Origin of the sequence: Clostridium pacaense (assembly GCF_020709765.2) — a bacterium.
GTDB classification, from domain to species: domain Bacteria; phylum Bacillota; class Clostridia; order Lachnospirales; family Lachnospiraceae; genus Enterocloster; species Enterocloster hominis.
Map to the genome: position 1 here is coordinate 474,760 of NZ_JAJFEB020000002.1, position 23,626 is coordinate 498,385.

Annotated in this window: 17 protein-coding genes; 7 read left to right on the forward strand and 10 right to left on the reverse strand. The window is 47.8% G+C overall.

Going from position 1 to position 23,626, the window contains the following annotated elements; all coding sequences use genetic code 11:
- Window positions 1-74 precede the first annotated feature (74 nt).
- From LK536_RS35670 to LK536_RS35680, 3 genes are read left to right on the forward strand one after another with little or no spacing between them, the layout of a single operon-like run.
- On the forward strand, window positions 75-1,748 hold the full coding sequence (locus LK536_RS35670) for an OPT/YSL family transporter (protein ID WP_008723217.1): 1,674 nt from the start codon (window positions 75-77) through the stop codon (window positions 1,746-1,748).
- Window positions 1,749-1,768: 20 nt separating this feature from the next.
- Window positions 1,769-2,302 carry a nitroreductase family protein gene (locus LK536_RS35675; RefSeq protein ID WP_227794713.1) on the forward strand — a complete coding sequence of 178 codons (534 nt, stop codon included), beginning with the start codon at window positions 1,769-1,771 and terminating at the stop codon, window positions 2,300-2,302.
- On the forward strand, window positions 2,299-2,568 hold the full coding sequence (locus tag LK536_RS35680) for a DUF6092 family protein (protein WP_008723214.1): 270 nt from the start codon (window positions 2,299-2,301) through the stop codon (window positions 2,566-2,568). Before LK536_RS35675 ends, LK536_RS35680 begins: the two co-directional genes overlap by 4 nt.
- Before the next feature lie 363 nt (window positions 2,569-2,931).
- Here the strand turns inward: LK536_RS35680 and LK536_RS35685 are convergent, their stop codons facing one another.
- From LK536_RS35685 to LK536_RS35700, 4 genes are all read right to left on the reverse strand, one after another.
- A complete protein-coding gene (locus tag LK536_RS35685; RefSeq protein WP_008723212.1) occupies window positions 2,932-4,017 on the reverse strand; it encodes an S-methyl thiohydantoin desulfurase domain-containing protein in 1,086 nt (361 codons plus the stop codon).
- A 322-nt stretch (window positions 4,018-4,339) separates the two neighbouring features.
- Window positions 4,340-5,674, reverse strand: coding sequence for an NADP-specific glutamate dehydrogenase (gdhA, locus tag LK536_RS35690; protein ID WP_120057447.1), 1,335 nt, complete (start codon window positions 5,672-5,674; stop codon window positions 4,340-4,342).
- 98 nt (window positions 5,675-5,772) lie between these two features.
- Complete coding sequence (locus LK536_RS35695; RefSeq protein WP_227794714.1) at window positions 5,773-6,891, reverse strand: slipin family protein; 1,119 nt, start codon at window positions 6,889-6,891, stop codon at window positions 5,773-5,775.
- A 531-nt stretch (window positions 6,892-7,422) separates the two neighbouring features.
- Window positions 7,423-8,658: an RtcB family protein gene (locus tag LK536_RS35700; protein WP_227794715.1), complete on the reverse strand. Its 1,236-nt coding sequence runs from the start codon at window positions 8,656-8,658 to the stop codon at window positions 7,423-7,425.
- Window positions 8,659-8,869: 211 nt separating this feature from the next.
- Between LK536_RS35700 and LK536_RS35705 the strand changes: the two genes are divergently transcribed.
- Entirely contained in the window at window positions 8,870-10,117 is a 1,248-nt protein-coding gene (locus LK536_RS35705) for a WYL domain-containing protein (protein ID WP_227794716.1), read from the forward strand.
- 52 nt (window positions 10,118-10,169) lie between these two features.
- Complete coding sequence (locus LK536_RS35710) at window positions 10,170-11,204, forward strand: WYL domain-containing protein (protein ID WP_474911778.1); 1,035 nt, start codon at window positions 10,170-10,172, stop codon at window positions 11,202-11,204.
- Between the two features lie 451 nt (window positions 11,205-11,655).
- On the opposite strand, the gene LK536_RS35715 is transcribed toward LK536_RS35710, so the two are convergent.
- A complete protein-coding gene (locus LK536_RS35715) occupies window positions 11,656-12,528 on the reverse strand; it encodes a LysR family transcriptional regulator (RefSeq protein ID WP_130790485.1) in 873 nt (290 codons plus the stop codon).
- 123 nt (window positions 12,529-12,651) lie between these two features.
- Between LK536_RS35715 and LK536_RS35720 the strand changes: the two genes are divergently transcribed.
- Window positions 12,652-13,809 (forward strand): M20 metallopeptidase family protein, encoded by a 1,158-nt coding sequence (locus LK536_RS35720; RefSeq protein WP_034577158.1) that lies wholly within the window; start codon window positions 12,652-12,654, stop codon window positions 13,807-13,809.
- Between the two features lie 1,737 nt (window positions 13,810-15,546).
- On the opposite strand, the gene LK536_RS35725 is transcribed toward LK536_RS35720, so the two are convergent.
- Complete coding sequence (locus tag LK536_RS35725; protein WP_025484588.1) at window positions 15,547-15,798, reverse strand: hypothetical protein; 252 nt, start codon at window positions 15,796-15,798, stop codon at window positions 15,547-15,549.
- Window positions 15,799-15,933: 135 nt separating this feature from the next.
- Here LK536_RS35725 and LK536_RS35730 point away from each other — a divergent pair, with 135 nt between their 5' ends.
- Entirely contained in the window at window positions 15,934-16,191 is a 258-nt protein-coding gene (locus LK536_RS35730) for a helix-turn-helix domain-containing protein (protein WP_008723183.1), read from the forward strand.
- A 96-nt stretch (window positions 16,192-16,287) separates the two neighbouring features.
- Here LK536_RS35730 and adhE read toward each other — a convergent pair whose 3' ends face one another.
- The 4 genes from adhE to LK536_RS35750 form a co-directional block, all read right to left on the reverse strand.
- Window positions 16,288-18,900, reverse strand: a complete 2,613-nt coding sequence (gene adhE, locus LK536_RS35735; protein WP_025484590.1) for a bifunctional acetaldehyde-CoA/alcohol dehydrogenase — start codon at window positions 18,898-18,900, stop codon at window positions 16,288-16,290.
- Between the two features lie 286 nt (window positions 18,901-19,186).
- Window positions 19,187-20,674: an aldehyde dehydrogenase family protein gene (locus LK536_RS35740; protein WP_227794718.1), complete on the reverse strand. Its 1,488-nt coding sequence runs from the start codon at window positions 20,672-20,674 to the stop codon at window positions 19,187-19,189.
- 265 nt (window positions 20,675-20,939) lie between these two features.
- Window positions 20,940-22,097, reverse strand: coding sequence for an iron-containing alcohol dehydrogenase (locus LK536_RS35745; RefSeq protein WP_008723178.1), 1,158 nt, complete (start codon window positions 22,095-22,097; stop codon window positions 20,940-20,942).
- A 717-nt stretch (window positions 22,098-22,814) separates the two neighbouring features.
- Window positions 22,815-23,615 (reverse strand): hypothetical protein, encoded by an 801-nt coding sequence (locus tag LK536_RS35750; RefSeq protein ID WP_227794719.1) that lies wholly within the window; start codon window positions 23,613-23,615, stop codon window positions 22,815-22,817.
- Between the last annotated feature and the right edge of the window lie 11 nt (window positions 23,616-23,626).

Here is a 23,626-nt window from a genome sequence, read left to right on the forward strand (position 1 = left end):
GTTGCGGATGGCCGTACAGTTTTCGGGGCCATCTTATTTATTATCTTAATAATCACACAAAGGAGAGTGGATTTATGGAAAAAGAAAAAATCCCACAGGAATTAATCATTCCCGCATCTGAGCACCCAAAAGCATTTGAACCAGCTGTATTGATCCTCAATATCGTCATGTGCTGCCTGGGAGCCATCATCGGCCTGGAACTGATTGTGCGTACAGGTGTTACTCCTAACACCTCCATTGTGGGGGCGCTGTTTGCCATCCTCATATCCCGCATACCCATTGCGTTCCTCCAGAAGTACCGCAGCGTACACCGCCAGAACCTGATACAGACCTCTATCTCTGGCGCAACCTTCTCCGCTGCCAACTGTCTGATCCTGCCCATCGGTATCCCGGTTGTCATGGGGCGTCCCGAATTAATGTTCCCAATGTTAATCGGTGTTTTCCTGGCCACCTGTATCGATGCAACCATCCTCTACAAAACCTTTGACTCGGAAATGTATCCAGCGGAAGGTGCCTGGCCTCCGGGCGTTGCTGCCGCAGAATCCATCCTGGCTGTTGTGGAGAAAGGCCGCAAGGCATTCCTTTTAATCATTGGTATTGCCATTGGCTGGGTCGGTAAGGTTGCAGGTATCCCCACAGACCTTCTGGGCGTTTCCTGGTTTGGCGATTTCTTTGCCATGCTGGCCCTGGGCGTTGGCTCTATCGTCATCGGCGTCATCAAGAACAACGGCATCATCCTGTCCCTGTTCGGACACAGCGCAGCCTTTGTAACCAACATGTTTGGCGCTGACTTTGTGTTCAGTGATTATGCCATGATTAACTACATGCCTCACGGTGTCATGATTGGAGCCGGAGCCGTCTCACTGATCCAGTGCGCCCGCATGCTCTTTAAAAAGGGCAGTGACGAGGATACCGCCGCAGGCAAGTTCTCAAGCAGCATGAAGACCTTAAAGAGGACCCTGGGCTGGGGCTATGTAGCATACTTCGTGACAGCCTTCCTCCTTGCCCTGATCTGCGGCATCATGAGCGACATGAGCGCCATCACCCTAATCATATGGCTGATTTTCTCTGCATTTGCAGCTATTTCCTCTGAATTGATTGTAGGTATCTCCGCCATGTACTCAGGATGGTTCCCGGGCTTTGCAACCGCCCTTATCTTCCTGCTGGTAGGCATGCTTCTCGGCTTCCCTCCAATGGCCCTTGCCGTCATGGTAGGATTCACCTCCGCCACAGGCCCGGCCTTCTCTGATATGGCTTACGACTTAAAATGCGGTTATATCTTAAGAGGTTCAGGACAGTATCCTGAGCTGGAAAAAGAAGGAAGGAAACAGCAGTATTATTCAGAAATGCTTTCCTTCATCATTGCTTTCATCATGGTTGCCCTTCTGGCCAACAAGTACTTCAGCCAGGATTTATTCGCACCTGTAAGCAAGACCTTTGCAACCACCATTGACGCAGGCACCAACTCAGAAGTTGCCAAATGGCTGTTCATCTGGGCCATCCCAGGCGCCATCATCCAGTTAATCGGCGGCAACCGCCAGATTGGTATCCTTTTTGCAACCGGACTTCTGGTTGGAACCACCATGAACGGTGTTACCATCATCGTCGGACTCATCATCCGTTTCATCGCAGTAAAACGCAACAAGGCCAACGAGCAGATCCTCAATATCCTGGGCGCTGGCGCACTGGCAGGAGCCGCGGTATACAGCTTCTTTACTGCAACCCTTGGTCTGGCAAAGAAAAAGTAGCGTAAAAGGAGTCATTACATATGGATGTTCTTGAGGCCATCATGCAAAGGCGCAGCACCCGGTGTTTCAGCAGCCGGATGGTACCTGACGAATTGTTAAAGGAGCTGGTAAAGGCCGGTGCGCTGGCCCCCAGCGCCAGCAACCTCCAGGCATGGCAGTTCTATCTGCTGACAGACCCTGCCCTTGTGCGCAGGGTAGACCTGTTCAGCCCCGGACTCAGCGGCAATCCTCCGGTCATCATGGCAATCTGCTCCGACATGGAATACGCCGCCAAACACGGCTCTCCCAACTCTGAAGTCTATGGCTGCATCATGGACGCCTCCATGGCAGCTGAAAACATCATGCTGAGGGCAGTGGAGCTTGGACTGGGTACCTGTGCAATCAAATCATACAATGAAGCCGCAGTGAGAAAGCTTCTGAAGCTTCCTCCCCATTACCGCATGGAACTGCTCATATCCATCGGATACCCGGAAGGGGCGCCCAGACAGCGCCGCCTGCGGCCCATGGAGGAACTGCTTCATTACAACGCAGACCAAACGGAGGCTTCCAAATGAAACAGGATAAATACTTCGAACTTCTGGTTTACATGATTACCAGTGCAGCCGGACTTGGAGGCGAACCACGTATCTATGGCCCCCTGAGGATGATAGAAGCATCCGAACGCCTGTGCATGCTCATGCTGGAAGAAGATCCTGATAATCAGGACTTAAAGGAACTGGCTGAAATCATCGAAGCCGGTAAACATAAGACAACCTCGGATGAAGACGGGTTTTACCAGATGCTCCAGGATGCGGCGGCCAAGCTGGTTGACCTTTTATAGCAGGGAACGGGTGGTTAAGGCCGGATCGGGGTTTCATAGGTGCTTCGTGGGTTCTGTGTAGATTCTACATAGGTACTGTGTGGGTATCTGCATAGGTACTGTGTGGGTGTCTGCATAGGTACTGTGTAGATGTCTGCCTATAGTCCAGTAAACAGGATAGATGATTAAAAAACCGGAAATGTTTCATGTGTATGATATGCTTTAGCATACCATAACGTAAACATTTCCGGTTTTATTTATTAAACTATCGTTTTATTCATTCTACCATCGTTCTATTCATTTCACCATGATTCTAATCATCCAACTATGGTTTTATTCTTTCCATCATCTTTTTCACCGCCATAGTCCCATACCGCAATCCCATTAACGGAACAGATCCTCATTATATGGCACAAGTTCCTTCTTAAGGATTCCTTCCACTTCCTCCAGAAGGCCTTTCTGATACATTCCTGCTCCAAGAATCAGGCGGGCTTTGGGGATTTTCAACATGATTACGTCCATATCGTCATCAATCTCTGCGCTTGAAAGGGCAAGTCCTGTTGCCGCGTCCAGGGTACACAGAAGATCCGGGAACGTACCCATTCTCTGGCCGTTCTTTTCCATGGTCATATATTCATTCCAATAAGTCAGTTCATAATCATCCCCATCCGCCTTGACATGGACAGAACCAACATCATATCCGCCATCCATGCACAGGGTATAATCACAGGTTGTGCCGCGGCAGATAACCTGGGCATCATAATTCTTTTTGAGAAAGTCAAGGAAGCCTTCCACATTATCCTTATTCTCCAGATAGCCTTTACCGATATCCATGGCCTGGGCAATGGCTCCCACAGCAGCCTTTTTCTCCGCATACTCGGCTGTTACCGGATTACGCAGCACACAGCACAGTCCGCCTGCCGCAACCGCGGTCTGACGGATCAGATGGGAAGTGGCATTCATGGAACCCTTTGCAACGGTTTCCACATATTTATCGCCTTTGCCGCCGCAGGCCGCCTGGACAGTCATATAGTCAGGACACAGGTTCAGCCCGATGCTTCCCATGGGACCTGTGGGATGGGCGCGTCCATTGCTGGGGGCATCCACCATGGGGATTCCGGTAAGCGAGGAAATCACCCACCCGTTGGATGTTGACACACCGCCGTTCTCACAGGTAGTAAATCCGGCAATCTTAGCGCCGCTGCTGTTCTCAAAATTCTTCAGGACGGTCTTCCAGTGGTCCACCGTACAGCAGGTGTCCTTGGCTGACGGCGCGCCTACCATGGATACATTGACAATGGTCTGCTCCGGATTCAGCTCCGTTATATCCAGCATGGTAATGGCATCCGTATGCCGGAACGCTTCCTCCACAGCATCAAGCCCCATCTTCATGCTGCCGCCTCCGCCTCCGCCCAACAGCAACCCGCCGTAAAGAGCCTGAATACAGTCATCTTTTGTTAATTTAATCATGCATATCCCTCCACATTATATGAATTGTTAAATAAATACCCTGTATTTAGTCTAGTGGGAATATTGTATTTTGTCAATAAAGTTCTTGGATTGGTTTTTTAGGATACATAATACAAAAAGGATATCCCAAAAGTCATAAAATGACTTAAGGAATACCCTCTTAATAACCGTCTTCCCAAACCTCAGGCTCCCAGCCACCCCCCCTTTGGGAATGGACGTTTCCAGGTTTAGCTCTTGAGATTCATAGATACCGGCAGACATAGGCCTTACACCTTTACAGGAAATACATATGTCCTACACACTTACAGGCAAAGCATACCCCTTACACAATCCCCTGTCCAAGCATGGCCTCAACCACCTTCTCAAATCCGGCGATGTTGGCGCCTGCAACATAATTGCCTGCAACCCCGTATCTTTCAGCGGCATCCGCTGCCTTTGCAAAGATGTTGACCATGATGGTGTGAAGCTTCTCATCCACTTCCTCAAAGGACCAGGACATCCTGAGGGCGTTCTGGCTCTGCTCAAGTCCTGAGGTGGCTACGCCGCCTGCGTTGGCCGCCTTGCCTGGCATGAACAGGATTTTCTTCTCCACGAACAGTTCGGTTGCTTCCAGGGTGGAAGGCATGTTAGCGCCCTCTGCCACTGCAAAACATCCGTTAGCCAGAAGTGTCTTGGCATCCTCCAGGTTCAGCTCGTTCTGGGTTGCACATGGAAGGGCGATGTCACATGGAATGGTCCAGATACCCTTGCCCTCTGTATAGACAGCAGTTGGGACAGCATCCACATAATCCTTGATACGTCCTCTGCGCACTTCCTTAATCTCCTTAACAACATCCAGCTGAATGCCGTCCTTATCATAGATATAACCGTTGGAATCACTTAATGCAACTACCTTGGCGCCTAACTGCTGTGCCTTCTCCGTTGCGTAGATTGCCACGTTGCCGGAACCGGATACAAGCACGGTCTTGCCTGCCAGTTCCTTGCCGTTGTGCTTTAACATCTCATCCAGGATATATACCAGGCCGTAACCCGTTGCCTGTGTCCTGGCCAGGGAACCGCCAAAGGTCAGGCCCTTTCCGGTCAGCACGCCTTCGTATAATCCGGTAATCCTCTTATACTGTCCGAACAGGTATCCCACTTCTCTTCCGCCTACGCCGATATCGCCTGCAGGGATGTCGGTATCCTTGCCGATATGGCGGTACAGCTCTGTCATGAAGCTCTGGCAGAATGCCATTACCTCACGGTCAGATTTACCCTTGGGGTCAAAATTGGAACCGCCCTTGCCGCCGCCCATGGGAAGACCGGTCAGGGAGTTCTTAAGGGTCTGCTCAAATCCCAGGAACTTAAGGATGCTCTGGTTTACAGATGGATGGAAACGTAATCCGCCCTTGTAGGAACCGATGGCGCTGTTGAACTGTACCCTGTAGCCCTTGTTCACCTGTACCTTGCCGTTATCGTCCACCCACGGTACCCTGAAGGAAATGATCCTCTCCGGTTCAACGAAGCGCTCCAGGATACCGGCCTTGCGGTACTTTTCCTCGTTGGCGTCAATAACCAGCCTCAGGGAATCCAGAACTTCTTTGACTGCCTGATGGAACTCGGGCTCGCCCGGGTTCTGCGATACTACTCTCTCGTAAATCTCATCAACATATGACATTAATTCGCCCTCCTAGGTTTATGTATGAAGTGTTGGGGATGCCTTCATTTTCCAGACAAACACTTTAACAAAAAGTATAACAAGTTAACTTGTTAAAGTCAATGTTTTTCTGTTCCGGCCAGCTCTGCAAGCTGTTCCAGCACCCCTTTCCCTCCATTCAGGGAAATATTCCCAACCTTATCGCAGATGCGCTCCAGATATTCCATCTCCTTGAGTTTGAACAATGTCCTGTTCTCATCCATGAGTTTTGCCGTGTTCAAAAGGCTTCTGGTGGAAGCCACCTCCTCCCTTCTCATGATGACATTGGCCTGGGCCTTTTTCTCAGCAATCAGCACCGTGTTCATGATTTCCCGTATTTCCCCGGGAAGGATGATATCCTTGATACCGGCGCCTGTAATCTCCACACAGTACTCCTCCTGATACTCCTTCAGACGCTCCAGCACGTAGGCGCCGATTTCCTCTTTCTGGGCCAGAAGCTCATCCAGACGGTATCTTCCCACATACTCCCGCAGCTTCAGCTGTACGCAGGTATAAATCTGGGACGCCGCTCCCTCCACCTGGCGCACCAGCTTTTCCGGGTTCACAATCCTGTAATTGCAGATGACATTCAGGCGCACCGCCACCTTATCCGCCGTAAGGATTTCCTGGCCGGATATATCCAGCTGCTGGATCTTCATATTGAATATCTTACAGGTCACCTCTTTCCCATAATTCCAGAAATAATAGGTTCCCGTCTCCAGACGTTTCTCATACCTGTTATCATAATAGAGCAGTCCTGTCTCACCATCCTTGATGATGATTTTCTTATAGTATCTGGCAGGCATCAGGTCCATATAGAACCTGGGCAGGCTTTCCTCCATGCACGGCCTGGTGATGTCTATGTTCCGGAATTCATTTTCCTCAAATACATTCCAGAACAAGGATTCCGGCTTTGTCAGGACCTCCTTGTACGCCTTATTCACGAACCGCAGGGCAATACACTCATCCGGCAGCACATTCTTCACCACCCGGTCCGCAAACTCCTTATCGCCCATCAGTATTTCCTCGGGAATACCACAGGTCCTGACCTCTCCGGTCATGGGGACGATATCCACCTCATACCCCAGGGCTTTTACAAAGGAATATTTACCTGCGGTCAGAAGCTTTATGAACTTACCGTTTTTTGTAAGGTAACCGCATTCCTGGTCCTTAATTATATATTGTCTGATAATACCCATCTTACTTTATCCTCCCTTCAGACGCTGATTATCACGGATGACATGTGATTTAACATGACAGTTATTGAATTAGTGAAAGAAAAGGCCGTGCCTGGTCCCATATCCATGTGCAGCGGGTCCGTCCTTGAGCAGGCAGCCGGATAAGGGCAGGCAGGGATGGGACTTACCTCCCTGTCCTGGTCCTTAAGGGGCTGCCTCCGGTATCCGGACAGACACTGGCCGGACATGGACTGCCTTGCCCGGCGCTTACATGTGCATCCACATGCAGCCCCCGGGTGCGGCAAGGCCCAGGCATTCCTTTTCCCTTTGGGTGAGAAACACGTTTTTTGTGTTTTCCTAATGATTGCTATACCACTTAGCTATGCAGCGGAACAGTCCTGCCCCGGTGCAGCGGGATTTGAACCCGCGTCACATCATTTTATAATGAACAAAAGCAGATTGACGGCATACCCTGCGCCAGGGGCGCGGGCACCGGCGGGCGCCGGGGCAGGTTCGCTGCCCAACGGAATGCCCGGCCTGATATCAGCCTGCCTACCCTTTAACAACTCCAATGGTCTTAAGCCGTTTGACCGGAACCACCAGATCCTGCTGGCAGTCCATGACCTCTTCTATATCCTTGTAGGCAAAGCGGCTCTCTTCCGCCACGTCCGCCTTACCTTTCTTCCCCAGGATGACGCCCTGTTTCTGCAGATCCAGTATGACCTCCTCACAGGAAAATGCCGCCATGGCACCCTTTCTGGAGTAGCGGCGTCCGGCTCCATGGGAGGAAGAGCAGAAGCTCTCAGGATTCCCTTTTCCCATGACCACATAGCTGTAGGAACCCATGGCGCCCGGAATCACGGCCATTTCCCCGTTCCCTGCCCGTACAGCCCCTTTCCTGTGCACCCATACGTCCTTATCGTAATGGTGTTCAAGGGCGGCATAGTTGTGATGGCAGTTGATATCCCCGGAAAACTCCAGATTGAAATCCGTATACTTGCCAATGTATTTCTCCAGCACCGCCTTTACGGCCAGCATCATCTTTTCCCGGTTCTCCCTTGCAAAATCCATGGAAAGCTGCATCCAGTTCAGGTACTGCTTTCCCTCATGGCTGTCCGTTGGCAGGAAGGCCAGGCGGTATTCATCCGGCACATCGCTGTGCCATCTCTGGTTCAGCTCCCTTGCCTTATTATGGAAATAATCGCATACGGACTTTCCTATATGGCGGCTTCCCGAATGGATCATCACACAGAGGTATCCCTCGTTGTCCTCCTGAAGCTCAATGAAGTGGTTTCCGCCTCCTAACGTCCCAATCTGGTAAAATCCTGCTTCCAGCTGTCCAAGTAACTCCTCGTCCTCCTCATAGCGTTCCAGCTCATTGTATGCATTTTCCATGGTATAACAGGGCATCTCCGTCTTATGGTGGGCAAATCCCACCGGAACATTTCTCATGATATCCCCTATCATGGCCTGGATTAAGGAACCGTTTCCGGTCATGATCTCCTTTATATCAGCCACCTTTATGTTGGTCTGCGTATAGGCCATGCCGCAGCCGATATCCACGCCCACCGCATTGGGTATCACCACGCCCTCAGTGGCAATGACGCCTCCTATGGGCATTCCCATGCCCGCGTGGGTGTCCGGCATCAGGCTGACCCACTTATGAAGGAACGGAAGCCTTGACAGATGATATGCCTGTTCCATGCAGCTCTTTTCCAGCGAATCGCGTTCCTTTAACCACACCCTTACCGGAAACCTCATATTTTCTTTCTCATACATCACAAACATATATCTCACTCCCTTCCAATTTATATTTGTAATCCTCATATATTTGCGTATGTATTCTGCTTACACCCATATGATATCCAATCCAGGCCCGGAAATCATTTAAAAAAAGTTGCGAACTTCCAGTTTTACCATTTATAATCATATTAGTAAAATGTTTCAGGCCCTCGGCGCAGGGGGCATTTCCCCGCGCATACCGGGCAGAAGGGGCGCTATGGCTGAATTTCAGGAATTAATCAAGAATTTTGACAGGATACGTGATTATATGCGCCAGTTCTATGTATATGGCTTTAAGGTCAGGAATGATTTCCAGGACAAAAGCCCCAGGACATATGACAATGAACGGCGCAGGATTGAAAGCTGGCTGGCGGATTACACCCGGTCGGACTACACCTCAAAGGGCAAGCATGTGTATATCAATGTGGACAGCAAGACCATTTCCCAGAATCCCCTTTACGCTGCGTGGAAGTCCAAAAGCTTTACGGACAATGACCTGATGCTGCATTTCTTCATCCTGGACCTGCTGCACGATGTCCCTGAGGGCATGACGGCAGCCGCGCTCTGTGATGAGATATCCAGATCCTACGGCGTGGTGTTTGACAGCCAGACCGTCCGTCTTAAATTAAAGGAATATGAAAACCTGGGAATCCTGCGCTCCGGGAAATCAGGCAGGAACCTGGTTTACACCCTGTTCCCCCAGCTTCCCATGGATGATACGGCATGGTCCCATCTCATGGACGCCATGGAATTCTTCCAGGAAGCCGCGCCCTTTGGTTTTATCGGAAGCACCATCCTGGACCGGGAAGACCGCCGCAACAGCCTGTTCCAGTTTAAGCACCACTTTATCGTCCACACCCTGGAAGACGGCGTCCTGGCCGATATCCTTGCCGCCATCCACAGCCAGCGCATGATTACATATGAAAATAAAAGCAGCCGCAGCAACGCAGTAAGCATCCACACCTGCGTCCCCCTTAAAATCCTTGTCAGCACCCAGACCGGCCGCAGGTACCTGTGCCTCTACCACCCTGAACTGCGCAGGTTCAGCAACGCCCGCCTGGATTCCATACAGAAGGTGGTCCCAGGGGAACCATATGAAGCTTACAGCAAGGTACTGAGGGACCTGGAGCAGAATCAGGAAAAATGCTGGGGCGTATCCTTTGGCAGCGGCCGCAGCCGCCTGCAGGAAGTCTGCATCAAACTCTCCATTGACGAGGAAAAGGAACCTTATATCCTGAACCGCCTCTACCGCGAGGGCCGGGGCGGCCAGGTCATGAAAATACGGGAGAATGAATACATGTACAGCGGTATGTTCTTTGATACCAACGAAATGCTGTCCTGGATCAAGACATTTACAGGAAGGATCCTGGACATACAGGGAACGGATGAGTTCTCCATCGCTAAGATAACCCATGACTGGGAAAAGATGTACCAGATGTACTGTGTGGAAGATGTCCGGGAGTGAGGATGTCCAGCAGTAACGATATCCTAGCAGGCCCCAATCCATCAGAAGGAAGGTGAAAGACTTGGAACTATTTGATAAAATATACGGCTGTTATTACCATATCATCCGCCGAATGCTGAACCAGGCCGCGGACCATCCCCTTACCAGGCAGGATATGGAGGACATATGCAGGACCCTGGGATTTCAGGAAAGCGCCCTTTCCATCCTCCCCAAGATAAAGGACGGCACATGGCCCTTATTCCAGGAAAATGACCTCCGCACCTACACGTCCCGGCTCCACACCCCGCCCTGCCCCCTGCCCCTGACCAGTCTCCAAAAAGCCTGGCTGCGTTCCCTTCTGTCAGACCCCAGGATCCATCTGTTTTTAAGCGACGCGGAATCAGCCGTCCTGGAACAGCTCCTCGCAGACACCCAGCCCCTATATAATGAAGGGGATTTCTATTACTTTGACAGGTATAAGGACGGGGACCCTTACGGTTCACCGGAATACAGGGAACATTTCCGCATAATCCTGACCGCACTGAGGGAACACCGGATCCTGTTAACTGCCTATGAGGGCAAAAAAGGGCGCACCCACACCTTCGAGGTACTCCCTTACCAGCTTCAGTATTCTTCCAAGGATGACAAGTTCCGCCTATGCTGTCTCCAGCACAGCCACGGCCGTTTCTGCCGCAACACCCTGTTGAATCTGAGCCGCATCAAACAGTGCCGCCTGTCCCCCGAACCGCCTGTCACTGTCCCTGACGGCGTACATGCGCTTGAATCATTCCGTTTTAAGCCCGTGCAGAAAGCCCCGGAACCAGTCCTTCTTAAAATCAGCGGCGAGCGCAACTCCCTGGAGCGGTGCATGCTCCACTTTGCCAACTATGAAAAGCACACAGAATACGATGAGGACTGCAAATGCTGGCTCTGCTCCATTTACTATGACCTGGCGGATGAAACAGAGCTTCTTATCGATATCCTCTCCTTCGGCCCGGTGGTACAGGTGATGGGACCGGAATCCTTTGTGAGGCAGGTGCGGGAGAGGGTGGGGAGACAGCATGAGTTGTTTTATGGGGTGATTGGGAACGAAGGTTGCGGAGAGTGAGGTGCATCCGTCCGTGAGTGGAATGGGGATGGGGGATTCGGATACGGCTTTGGGCTTAGCTGCTCTAAGCCTTCGGCAACCGGCGCTGGACAAGAGGCTGGCTGCCAAAACTCGCGCTCAGTCTCTTCCAACTGTTTTGAGATTGGGCTCAGACAATGGCGCCAGCCTCTTAGCACCGCTTCCCGCAGGCTAAGACCAGCACAGCCCTACAGAAGCATCCGAATCCCCCATCCCCATTCCACTCACCCACTATGTATCGCATTTGCTCCGCATCTCTTGCATCCGGGCGGGTAGGATGGGTCGCGGGCTTGGGTGTGTCTGGATCTTTTACTGGTGTACTTGATTTTTTGGAATTGTTTTTTAGACTTTATTTTTATACTTATCTGCATGCGCTTTTAATAAAGAATCTTCCTTTTTGCACATAAACCAAGGACTTATAATAAAACCGAAATTATATGAAATGTACTGTATTTTTTAAAAATTCAATCAGCTCAATTTCTTGTTTAGTAAGTGTAGTATCAGAAAGAAAAATCGCACATATATTCATTTTGAACTCATTATCTATTATCGGAATATAATAAAATTCTGGATTTTTTGAATTAGGTGTAAGGGTTAAAAGAGAAAAATGTTTGTTATTTTTCAGTACTAAAAATAATTCATCTCTATTCTGTACTTTTAGAGAACGCTTAGAGTCATATATAGTTCTAAGTACGGATTTTTCAGGTACTGCTGTATAATAAGTTAAAGGATATTCAAGGGTTTCACTGATAGAAATACTTTTTTTGTCAGCAAGGGGATGAGTCTTACTAACAATAGCGTATATTTGTATGGCTTCAAAAAGCATAAGATACTGCAAATTATACTGCTTTATTTCCTCTGCAAATCCGTTTAAATCTGCTTGATATACTGGCATCATCCCTATACGGACTTTTTGACATATGACATCATTTATTGTTTCAAATGGCACTGTCCTGCGAAGCATATCAGAAAGTAAAAATCCCTGGTCTTGAAATTTAAGAAGTGCTTCAAGAATATATGATAAAAAAATAAATGAAATAGAAACCGCTTTATTAGTGGAGGACAATGCTTCTATTTTTTTATATTCTTCAATAATATTTTGAGCTATTTCAATAAACTTCTCCCCCTTTTCTGTTAATTTAACTCCTTTTGGTGTCCTAATGAAAACGATAAATCCTAATTCTTGCTCACATCGTTTTACGATACTGTTTAGTGAGGGTTGAGAAATGTACAGTCTTTGTGAAGCACTGTTAATTGAACCGCATTGAGAAATAGTAATAAGTTGTTTAAAATGATGTATTTCCATATTTTGATTCCCTTTCAGTTATAATGTATATGTTATAACAGATATAAAACTATACTACAAGACAAACATATGAAAATGGGATAAAATAATTATCGTAAGAATTTCAAGAAAGAGAGTGAAAATATGTATTCTTCAATTTATGCTGAAAGCAAAGAAATGTGTGATGAACTTATAGAATGGCGCAGAGAACTTCACAAAGTACCTGAATTGGGACTTGAACTTCCTAAAACAGTTTCTCTTGTGAAAAAAAAATTGACAGAATGGGATATTCCATTTGAAACAAAAGTCAACGGAAATTGTGTTATTGGTCATCTAGGTACTGGGGATAAATGTTTACTTCTTAGAGCAGATATGGACGGACTTCCTATGCGTGAAGAAAGCCAACTGTCTTTTGCTTCGCAAAATGGTAATATGCACGCTTGCGGACATGATATACATACGACCGCATTGTTAGGAGCTGCCAAAATATTAAAAAAGCACGAAAAAGATTTAAAAGGAAGAATAAAACTATTATTTCAGCCTGGAGAAGAAACGTTCGAGGGAGCCAATGCGGTTATTGCTGAAGGGGCATTGGAAAATCCTAAAGTAGACGCAGCTTTTGCAACTCATGTAGCGTCCGTTATTCCCGTAGGAACAATCGCTTATGGAACTATGACAGGAACATCTGTCTTTGGCTTCAAGATAACAATAACAGGAAAAGGTACACATGGTGCTATGCCCCAGAATGGAATAGACCCTATCAATGTTGGGGTTCATATTTATCAGGCCTTGCAGGAGCTCATTGCACGCGAATGTCCCCCTAGTAAAGAAGTAACTTTGACAATAGGACAATTTAGCTCTGGAACAGTAAATAATATTATTCCGGAAACAGCGGTTTTACAAGGAACACTCCGCACATTTGACAGTGAAATAAAACAACATTTAATTACGAGAATTGAGGAAATTGTAAATAATATTTCCAATGCTTTTCATGCAGAAAGTAAGGTAGATGTCTTAACAGATATACCCGTACTCTGCTGTGATGAAAAAAGAAATATGAAAATTGCTACGGCGTTAAGTTCTATGAATACCGAATTTAACATGGTATCTGGGTTACACACAACTGGTTCTGATGATTTTGCAGTGTTTGCAAATAAAGTACCATCTTCTTATTTTATGATAGGAGCTAAAGTCGATTCGGACAATATCTATGCACATCATAATCCTAAAGTATGTTTCAATGAACAAGTTTTACCAATCGATACTGCGGTATACGCGTGTGCAGCTATGGACTGGAAATAGCTTAGAAAATAATAATCATGATAAAATAGTTGTTTTTTTGGTTCCTTCATGATTTACCATAAATCACCGTCGAAACCTCATCCTCGGTGATTGTGTATCGTTCAGGTTCAGTCTTACTGTTCCATATTTCTTCATATTCGGACTTGGCCGCCTCGTTAACAATCACCTTGCTTCCATCAGCTCCCCTGAACCCTTCTGTACAATTCCATCACTATCATAATTGGCATATTTACCTGAATCAATAGAAAATCCTCTGATTAGCAGTTCAGGAATCCCATTACTGTCAATATCACAAAGAAAAAATCATTGCCTGACGAACCTCTTAGCTGCTCTGCATATGCGGCCTGCCATATTTGAGTTTTCAAAGACGGCCGTGTATTATCCGTACAAGTATTGTCATATCTTACCAGCTTGCCATAGCACGGATGTCCCATCATCCCGATAGGAAAATTCTATCTGTACCAACTTCTCCTTCTGCGGATTGCCCCATCCGGTTATTATTCCTTCTGAATAGAAGCTAGTTATCTGCCCCTGATTATTATCTTCCCATACCCCCGGTTGCCAGCTATCAATATCAAACTGCCACTTATCTTATCCCGCAGAATCCCATTTTGCTCATAAGAACCAAGCCATCCTCCAAGTAAATCCGGTTCAGGTAAATCAAAATTTCCTATTTCCGGTTTAATCTTATTACTCTGCCGGGCGCAGTTACAGCAGGTCATGGAAAAAAGCCAGCAATAAAACAATGTATATCTTCTTCAATTCCCCTCCAGTTCCTATATATTCTTACATATATTTACTCTATCTCCTAGATATAGCCACCGTATAGCTTAAAGAAGCTAACAATAGCAACTGCTTCCTCTAAAGAATAAATACCATGTTATGAGATATTTTGTAACCGTCAAATAAGATAGTGGTTATGAAAACAGCCAGTCCCAGGCTATTATAGATGGGGATGCATAGGAATGCTGGATGACAGGATAAGGCATTGGGGATGTCTGCTTTTCTGTATGCATGACCTGTCATAACCTTTGCTTTTTCCTGTTCCCAGTATAATACACAAGTGCCAGAGCCTCCAGTGAATATGGGAGATTCTGACACTTACAGGACACTTTATGGTCTTAGTTTCTTTACTGCTTTTGGCTGGTCGATGGATAGCCCTTCCAGAAGCCAGCGGAATTCTCACTCAGAAATCCGCCGGACTTTTTCCTGTAATCGGAGCCATTGAAACAGACATTTTATTTATCCACAGGGTTATTCCGCTCATCTAGCGGTCGGAATACACAGTCCGGGGAGCGGGGCAGGGCGGGTGGCGGCGGATAGGACGCTGAGTTCCGGAGGATGTAGCTTCTTAGGGGGTGGCAGGCAAAAAGGCGGGGGTGAGTTAGTGTTGTCTGGCTTAAAAGGTCCTGCAGCCAGTGTCTGATATCTGCATCAGGAGTGCGTCTGTAAAGTGACGGCGTAGTGGTTCTACGGCTAGCTTTACAGACGTGCTCCTGGTGTAGATAGCAGGTACTGGCTGTAGGACCTTTTGAGCCAGGCAACACTAGCATCAAAGCCAGAACTCAAGGTGGTCTGAGCTGAGAAAGCTCTTCAGAGTTTCTCAGCGAATAGCACCGATCCCCCGTCTTTTTGCCTGTCAGCCCCTTAGAAGCTGCATCCTCCGGAACTCAGCGTCCTATCCGCCGCCGCCCGTCCTGCCCCGCTCCCCGGACGTCCCCCTCACCAAAAAACAATCTAAACATCCCTCAACTTCTTAATCAACACCTCCACTGCCTCCCCCCCAGACCTGCATTCCAAATCCTCCCCCAGGATATACCGGATGGCTTCCCTCCACTCATCCAGGGAATAAGAAGCTATATTAATCCTACGGAGTGCATACAGCACATCTTCTATGTAAAAACTATTATGGAGGTCCGATAAATACTGGCAGCCCGCTAATTCCTGCAGTCTGATTAACAAACCCCCCTGGTTTTTCTCCGGCTTCATTCATAACTCCTATTCCGCATTTCAGCATCTATATTTTCAATTTCTCCTGTGCAACCTATACATTGCAATTATATACGACATTTATCGTAAAATCAAGGAAGTGCAACCTATTTCTTGCATATTATGGAGGGTGCCATGGAACAAAAAATAAAGCAGGATTTCAGGATCGGACCAAACATCCGCAAATACCGCCTGCAGTCCCACATGACCCAGGAGCAGGTAACAGCCAAGATGCAGCTCATGGGCATCAATATTTCACGCAGCATATACTCGCAGATTGAGGGCGGTACTTATAATATCCGAGTTTCCGAGCTGGCCGCCATGAAGGAAATATTTAACATCAATTATGAATCTTTTTTCGAAGGAATTTCCGTGAATACAAAGGAATTATAGAGACTTGAATAAAAGCATGAACAGGCCGCCTGTCATATGACAGACGGCCTGTTCCAAACACAAAGGATAAAGGTATTTACCCATGATGGGTACGAATTATTTACCGTAGTAAGCTTTTAAGTACATTTCTTTAATCTCGCTCATAAGAGGATATCTTGGGTTGGCACCAGTACACTGGTCATCGAATGCCTGCTCAACCATGTCATCCAGCCTGTCTAAGAAGTCTTTCTCATCAATGCCGTAATCCTTAATGCAGGACTTGATTCCAACGGCTTTCTTAAGTTCCTCAGTCTTCTCAATCAGCTTCTTAACTGCCTCAGCATCATCCTTGGCCTGGATTCCGCAGAATCTTGCGCACTCTGCATACCTTGCCTGTGTATGTGGATACTGGTACTGTGAGAAGGTGCCCATCTTGCGTGGGTTCTCAGCAGCGTTGAAGTCGATGACCAGGGAGATTAACAGTGCGTTTGCAACACCGTGTGGCAGGTGGTGGAAAGCGCCCAGCTTATGTGCCATGGAGTGGCACACTCCCAGGAATGCGTTGGCAAATGCCATACCAGCCATGCAGGAAGCATCAGCCATCTTCTGACGTGCCTCTACGTTAGTCGGCTCATTGTAAGCAGTCGGCAGGTAGTCAAATACATTCTTCATGGCCTTAAGTGCAAGGCCGTCCGTGTAATCGGTAGCCATGACGGAAGCGTATGCCTCAAGTGCATGGGTCAGGACGTCAACGCCGGATGCGCTTGTCAGTCCTCTTGGCTGGCTCATCATATTGTCTGTGTCCACAATTGCCATGTTGGGCAGGAGGGCATAGTCAGCCAGCGGATATTTGATGCCAGTCTCCTGGTCTGTGATAACTGCGAAAGGTGTAACCTCGGAGCCAGTACCGGAGGAAGTCGGAACAGCGATGAAGTATGCCTTCTCGCCCATCTTCGGGAATGTGTATACACGTTTCCTGATATCGATGAAACGCATTGCCATGTCCATGAAGTCCACTTCCGGATGCTCATACAGAACCCACATGATCTTAGCAGCATCCATTGCGGAACCGCCGCCCATTGCAATGATTACGTCCGGCTCAAAGTCCCTCATAAGCTTTGCACCAGCCTGTGCATTGGCCAGGGTTGGGTCTGGCTGTACATCGGAGAATACGGTATAGGTAAGTCCCATATCATTGAGACGGTCTGTGATAACATGGGTGTATCCATTCTTATACAGGAAGGAGTCGGTTACGATGAATGCCCTCTTCTTGCCCATTACATCCTTTAACTCATTTAATGCTACAGGCAGACAGCCCTTCTTAAAGTATACTTTCTCAGGTGCACGGAACCACAGCATGTTCTCTCTCCTTTCAGCAACGGTCTTGATATTCAGTAAATGCTTCACTCCAACGTTCTCAGATACGGAGTTTCCGCCCCAGGAACCGCAGCCCAGTGTTAAGGATGGAGCCAGCTTGAAGTTGTACAGGTCGCCGATGCCGCCGTGGGAGGAAGGTGTATTGATGACAATACGGCAGGTCTTCATCCTTAAAGCATGCTTCATGATTTTCTCTTCTTCGTTGACATTCACATACAGGGAAGCAGTGTGGCCGTAGCCGCCGTCTGCCACCAGACGCTCTGCCTTATCCAGGGCCTCGTCGAATGTCTTGGCCTTGTACATGGCCAGTACGGGAGACAGCTTCTCATGTGCGAACTCTTCGCTGATATCCACGGACTCAACCTCGCCAATCAGGATCTTGGTGTCTTCCGGAACTTCCACACCGGCAAGCTTGGCAATGGTAACAGCCTTCTGTCCAACAATCTTGGCATTCAGCGCGCCGTTCACCAGGATGGTCTTGCGGACCTTCTCAATCTCGCCTGGCTTTAAGAAATAGCAGCCTCTGTATTCAAATTCTTTCCTGACTTCATTGTAAATGGATTCCAGGACAGTCACGGACTGCTCGGAAGCACAAATCATACCATTGTCAAATGTCTTGGAATGGATGATGGAGTTAACTGCCATCTTGATTTCGGCTGTCTCGTCAATGATGACCGGTGTGTTGCCGGCGCCAACGCCCAGTGCCGGTTTTCCTGAAGAGTAAGCAGCCTTAACCATTCCAGGTCCGCCTGTTGCCAGGATTAAGTCGGCATCCCTCATGACCTCGTTGGTCAGTTCCAGTGAAGGTACGTCAATCCAGCCGATGATTCCTTCCGGTGCCCCGGCCTTTACTGCTGCGTCCAGGACAATCTTAGCAGCCGCAATGGTGCATCCCTTTGCACGCGGATGTGGGGAAATGATGATTGCGTTACGTGTCTTCAGGGCAATCAGTGTCTTGAAGATAGCGGTTGAAGTCGGGTTGGTGGTAGGGATGACAGCTGCAATCAGGCCGATTGGCTCTGCAATCTTCTTGATTCCGTATTCCTTATCTTCCTCAATCACGCCTACAGTCTTTGTATCTTTATATGCATTGTAAATGTACTCAGCCGCGTAGTTGTTCTTGATGACCTTGTCTTCCACAATACCCATGCCGGTCTCTTCCACTGCCATCTTTGCAAGAGGAAGACGCATCTTATCAGCCGCGCTGGCAGCTGCGAAGAATATTTTGTCTACCTGCTCCTGTGTGTAAGTAGCAAAAATTTTCTGTGCTTCGCGCATTGCATTCATTTTTGCATTCAGTCCGTCCACGCTGTCGATGATTTCCGGAACAACCTGCTCGATTTTCTTTGCCATTTCCTTTTCCTCCATTTTTCCTTCATTTTTCCTTGTGTTTGTGATGCATTGGGGCTGCATCAGCCTGTTTGGGTTGGGGTATTTTTTCTTATTGATAATTAATTAACAATCTCACTGTTTGCATTATAACCTTTCGTTAAAAATATGTCAATATATATTTTAAATTTTTTTCTTTTTTAATATTTGATTGTTAAAGATAAGACAGAGACAGGTCTGCAAGCAAAAAGAAACGGCCCCGGAACTTCCCGTTCCAAAACCGCTTCCTTCTATATAATAATACCCTGCTTTATTTCACAGGATAAAATCCTGTTGGGGCTTCACTAAGATTAATCATGATATTCTTCATCTGTGTATAATGGTCCAGCATGACCTTATGGGTTTCACGTCCAATACCGGATGCCTTGTATCCGCCGAAGGGCGCTCCCTCCGGGATGGCATTATAGGTATTCACCCACATGCGTCCTGTCTCAATGGCCCGCGACACCCGCAGGGCCCTGTTGATGTCCCTGGTCCATACGGCTCCTCCCAGGCCGTATTCGCTGTCATTGGTCATGTCAACCACCTCATCCTCGGTCCTGAACTTGAGGATGCAGGCAACCGGCCCGAAGATTTCCTCCTGGGCAACCCTCATGTGGTTTGTGACATTTCCCAGGAGGGTGGGCTTAAGGAAGCAGCCATTTTCCAGTCCCTCGGATTTGAGCTGTTCACCTCCGCAGAGAACCGTTGCGCCTTCCGCCTTTCCGACTTCTATGTACTGAAGGATTTTTTCCATCTGGGCCTTGTTGATCTGGCTTCCCATCTGGGTGTCTGCTTCCCACGGAAGGCCCACCTTGACCTGGTTAAACCGCTCCACTGCCTCTTTGACGAATCTGTCATAGATGCTTTCCTGGACAAATACCCTGGAGCCTGCGCAGCACACCTGGCCCTGGTTAAAGAGGATGCCCATCTGCAGGCCGTCCATGGCCATCTCCCAGTCACAGTCCTCAAAGAAGATATTGGCTGATTTTCCCCCCAGTTCCAGGGTGGACGGTATCAGCTTCTGCGCAGCCGCCAGGGCAACATTCCTGCCCACTTCCGTGGATCCGGTAAATGCCAGTTTCCTGAAGCCCTTATGCTCCAGCATATATTGTCCGGACCTGGAGCCGGAACCGGTCAGTACGTTAAACACGCCCGCCGGAAGCACATCCTGGATCAGCCTTGCAAGTTCCAGCACGCTTAACGGGGTGGCGCTGGAGGACTTAAATACAGTACAGCAGCCGCTTGCCAGCACCGGGGCCAGCTTCCAGGCAGCCATGAGGAACGGGAAGTTCCAGGGCACGATCTGCCCAACCACTCCGATTGGTTCCCTGAGAATCAGGCTTAAAGTGCTTTCCCCAAGCATATTGGCGCTTCCCTCATCCGCCATGATGCAGCCTGCGAAATAACGGAAATGCTGTGCGGACATAGGTATATCCACGGCCATGGTCTCCCTAATCGGTTTGCCGTTATCCAGGGATTCCACCATTGCCAGGTGTTCCCGATTGGCGTCAATGATATCTGCAATCCTGTTTAAAATAACAGCTCTTTCATTGACCGTTACGTGCTTCCAGGACTCAAATGCCTTCCAGGCCGCCTTCACAGCCTCATCCACATCCTCCTTTGCCGCCTCCGCACACTCTGCCAGCACGCTCCCGTCTGCCGGGCAGTATGTCTTAAAGGTCCTGCCGTCAGATGCATCCTTCCACTGTCCTCCGATGAACAACTGGTATCTGGCCTTAAGCTCTACATTATGCATTGTAAACTCTCCTCTCAACACTTGGTACAGCATCGGGACAGGCTTATAAAACACACTTTAGGACACAAAAAAAACATGTATTTTAAAGCCAGCCCATCACTGTCCTAAAACACCATGTTTCCAGAAAAACCCTCCTTGGCGGAAGATTAATACGGTTGTGTTACCCCTCTGGCCACTATGATATATCATAAGACAGGCAATAGTCAACAAAAATCTTTTATTTAACAAACTCTTTTTGTTAATATTGCATTAACATTTGTCCCCTCTACTCCCCAACATACGCCTGGCGGTAAATCTCAATGACCTGTTCCCTGGTTGCGGTCCTTGGGTTTGTCAGCTGGCAGACGTCCTTCTTGGCATTATCAGCCATGACTGCGAAGTCCTCCTCCTTTACTCCCAGCTGCTTTAAATCCGATGGGATTTCCAGCTGCCTGCTCAGCTTCTTAATGGCCTCGATTGCCTTTTCAGCCGCACAGGTTACGGAAATGCCTTCCACCTGGACACCCATTGCCTGGGCCACATCCCTGAACCGGTTCATATTGCCGATCAGGTTATAACTCTCAACATAGGGCAGAAGGATTGCATTGCACACACCGTGGGGCAGATTATAAAAACCGCCCAGCTGGTGCGCCATGGCATGGACATACCCCAGGGACGCGTTGTTAAATGCAATTCCCGCCAGGTACTGGGCATAGGCCATCTTATCCCTGGCCTTCATGTAATTGCCGTTGGCAACTGCCTTTGGTAGGTAATGGGCAATCATCTTGATTGCCATGATGGCCGCTGCGTCTGTCAGCGGATTGGCATCCGTGGATACGTAAGCCTCGATGGCATGGGTCAGCGCATCCATCCCCGTGGATGCGGTCAGTGACGGCGGCATCCCCTTCATAAGCTCCGGATCATTGATGGCAATCTGGGGCGTGACCCGCCAGTCCACGATGGCCATCTTTACCTTGCGGGAAGTATCCGTGATGATACAGAACCTGGTTATCTCTGACGCGGTTCCGGCAGTGGTGTTGATGGCCATAAGCGGAACCATTGGTTTTGAAGACTTATCGACCCCCTCAAAATCAGCAATCCTTCCGCCGTTGGCAGCAACCAGCCCAATCCCCTTTGCACAGTCGTGGGAGGAACCGCCGCCCAGGGAAATGATGGAATTGCATTCATTTTCCTGATAAAACCTGGCTCCGGCTTCCACGTTCCTATCCGTTGGGTTCGGCTCTGCCCCCGCAAAAATACATGCCTCAATCCCTGCCTTTTCCAGGATTTCCCGTACCCTGTCCGCCATGCCGATTTCTCCCAGATACCGGTCCGTTACAATCAGGCATCTCTTTGCGCCTAAACTCTTAACCAGGTCCCCGGCCTCCTGAACCGCGCCTTCACCAAAAACATTGCGTGTAGGTAAAAAATAATATGTAGACATACTGCTACCCCCTTATATTCTTGCATCCCGCCCCAACCGTCCAGGCCAGGACCGGTGCCTAAACCTGATTATATCCGGGCATTTTAATCTGTCAATTAAAATAATATTTTAACATTTATTTGATAATATTTTGATTAGTATCGATTTTTTATTAACATTATCTTTATAGTTCTGCTTGTTAAGTTTTTTGGGCTATTTTTCTGTGATTATGGAGCCTGAAAAATAGCAGCTACATTAGATGGATGAAAAATACTTGTGTATTATTGGGTATAATATGGGGAAATAGAGGGTGATAGTTAAGGAGCTGGAGAAATTATAAGAATATAGCAAAATATGGCTAACACTAGATTGGTTTTGAAAATAACACGTTGGATATCTAAACAAATACCTAAATAAATACCTAAATAAATATACAAACAGACATTAGAAAAATTGCATAACTGACAATAAAATTCAATTTAATAAATGATATATTTTTAACAATTTTTGTGATAACATATTCATTATTCACTCATAAAGCATTGAAAGAGCGGCAGGATTTTGTATATTATTTAACAATAATATAAAATCCTACCGCTTGATTTCAAAAAAACCATTTTGTTTTTTTGTGATACCGTCAATAAAAATATCATAAAATTCATAAAAACCAGTTGTACGTGAATCTATTAACAATCGTTCCGGCCTGTGATATCTGCCTGAATCCGTGCTTTTTTCCTTTTATGTAAATCTCCATCGTAATCCATATGCTGTAATCCATGTTCCTACATAGGACATATCCGGTTTTTCCAGATAACTGTCACTGAAGAACACGGATGCGTCACGTACAAAAAGCGATGCATCGTATATATCCGCCATGTAATTGTCGCCAGGCGGACGCAGGTTAAGGGCAGTCACCCCCTCAAATATCATCTCAAAATCCTGACACTGCTGGCTCTGGATCTGGATGGATACACGCCTTACGTCAGCAAGGGGTTTCATGCATTTATCCGCAGTTACATAAGCCCCGCTGACATAACCCAGTCCACGGATGACCGCATCATGGAAACCGCACACACTTCTTTGAAATGCATCTGCGTCCTCCTGGGTCTTAACATAGTTCCACCCTTTAAGGGCTGTATCCGAATACAATCGATCTTCGAACATGCTGTCCTTTATCAAGACAGATTCCCCGCGCAGAAGCGCGCCCAGGGTATCTGTATCCTCCCACAGCCAGGGGAATCCTCTGTATTCAAAGAACAGGATACCATGTTCCAGCACATGCCTGTATTCCTCAAACTGCCGTCCTGCATCTCCTGTCTTCTTATAAATCCATCCTTCTGGCCCTTGGGGAGTAACCATGTTCACAAGGACCGGAAGCTTCTTATCCGATTTGTCCAGATAGTCGTATAGCTTCATATACCCGCCATTTTCCGAGGGGACCGATACCAGATATTTTTCATAGTATCCTGTGTTGATTATGGCATACACTTCTGACTGGAAGTAGCTTCCCAGGTGTTTATCATATACACGTATCCTCATACTATCACCTT

Bases quoted from the DNA above. Each gene is read 5' to 3' on its own strand.
- LK536_RS35720 (WP_034577158.1), top strand. From the start codon at position 12,652: ATGTATTCTTCAATTTATGCTGAAAGCAAAGAAATGTGTGATGAACTT.
- LK536_RS35705 (WP_227794716.1), top strand. From the start codon at position 8,870: ATGGCTGAATTTCAGGAATTAATCAAGAATTTTGACAGGATACGTGAT.
- LK536_RS35675 (WP_227794713.1), top strand. From the start codon at position 1,769: ATGGATGTTCTTGAGGCCATCATGCAAAGGCGCAGCACCCGGTGTTTC.
- LK536_RS35740 (WP_227794718.1), bottom strand. From the start codon at position 20,674: ATGCATAATGTAGAGCTTAAGGCCAGATACCAGTTGTTCATCGGAGGA.
- gdhA (WP_120057447.1), bottom strand. From the start codon at position 5,674: ATGTCATATGTTGATGAGATTTACGAGAGAGTAGTATCGCAGAACCCG.
- LK536_RS35695 (WP_227794714.1), bottom strand. From the start codon at position 6,891: ATGGGTATTATCAGACAATATATAATTAAGGACCAGGAATGCGGTTAC.
- adhE (WP_025484590.1), bottom strand. From the start codon at position 18,900: ATGGCAAAGAAAATCGAGCAGGTTGTTCCGGAAATCATCGACAGCGTG.
- LK536_RS35670 (WP_008723217.1), top strand. From the start codon at position 75: ATGGAAAAAGAAAAAATCCCACAGGAATTAATCATTCCCGCATCTGAG.
- LK536_RS35745 (WP_008723178.1), bottom strand. From the start codon at position 22,097: ATGTCTACATATTATTTTTTACCTACACGCAATGTTTTTGGTGAAGGC.
- LK536_RS35715 (WP_130790485.1), bottom strand. From the start codon at position 12,528: ATGGAAATACATCATTTTAAACAACTTATTACTATTTCTCAATGCGGT.
- LK536_RS35685 (WP_008723212.1), bottom strand. From the start codon at position 4,017: ATGATTAAATTAACAAAAGATGACTGTATTCAGGCTCTTTACGGCGGG.
- LK536_RS35680 (WP_008723214.1), top strand. From the start codon at position 2,299: ATGAAACAGGATAAATACTTCGAACTTCTGGTTTACATGATTACCAGT.
- LK536_RS35730 (WP_008723183.1), top strand. From the start codon at position 15,934: ATGGAACAAAAAATAAAGCAGGATTTCAGGATCGGACCAAACATCCGC.
- LK536_RS35750 (WP_227794719.1), bottom strand. From the start codon at position 23,615: ATGAGGATACGTGTATATGATAAACACCTGGGAAGCTACTTCCAGTCA.
- LK536_RS35700 (WP_227794715.1), bottom strand. From the start codon at position 8,658: ATGTTTGTGATGTATGAGAAAGAAAATATGAGGTTTCCGGTAAGGGTG.
- LK536_RS35725 (WP_025484588.1), bottom strand. From the start codon at position 15,798: ATGAAGCCGGAGAAAAACCAGGGGGGTTTGTTAATCAGACTGCAGGAA.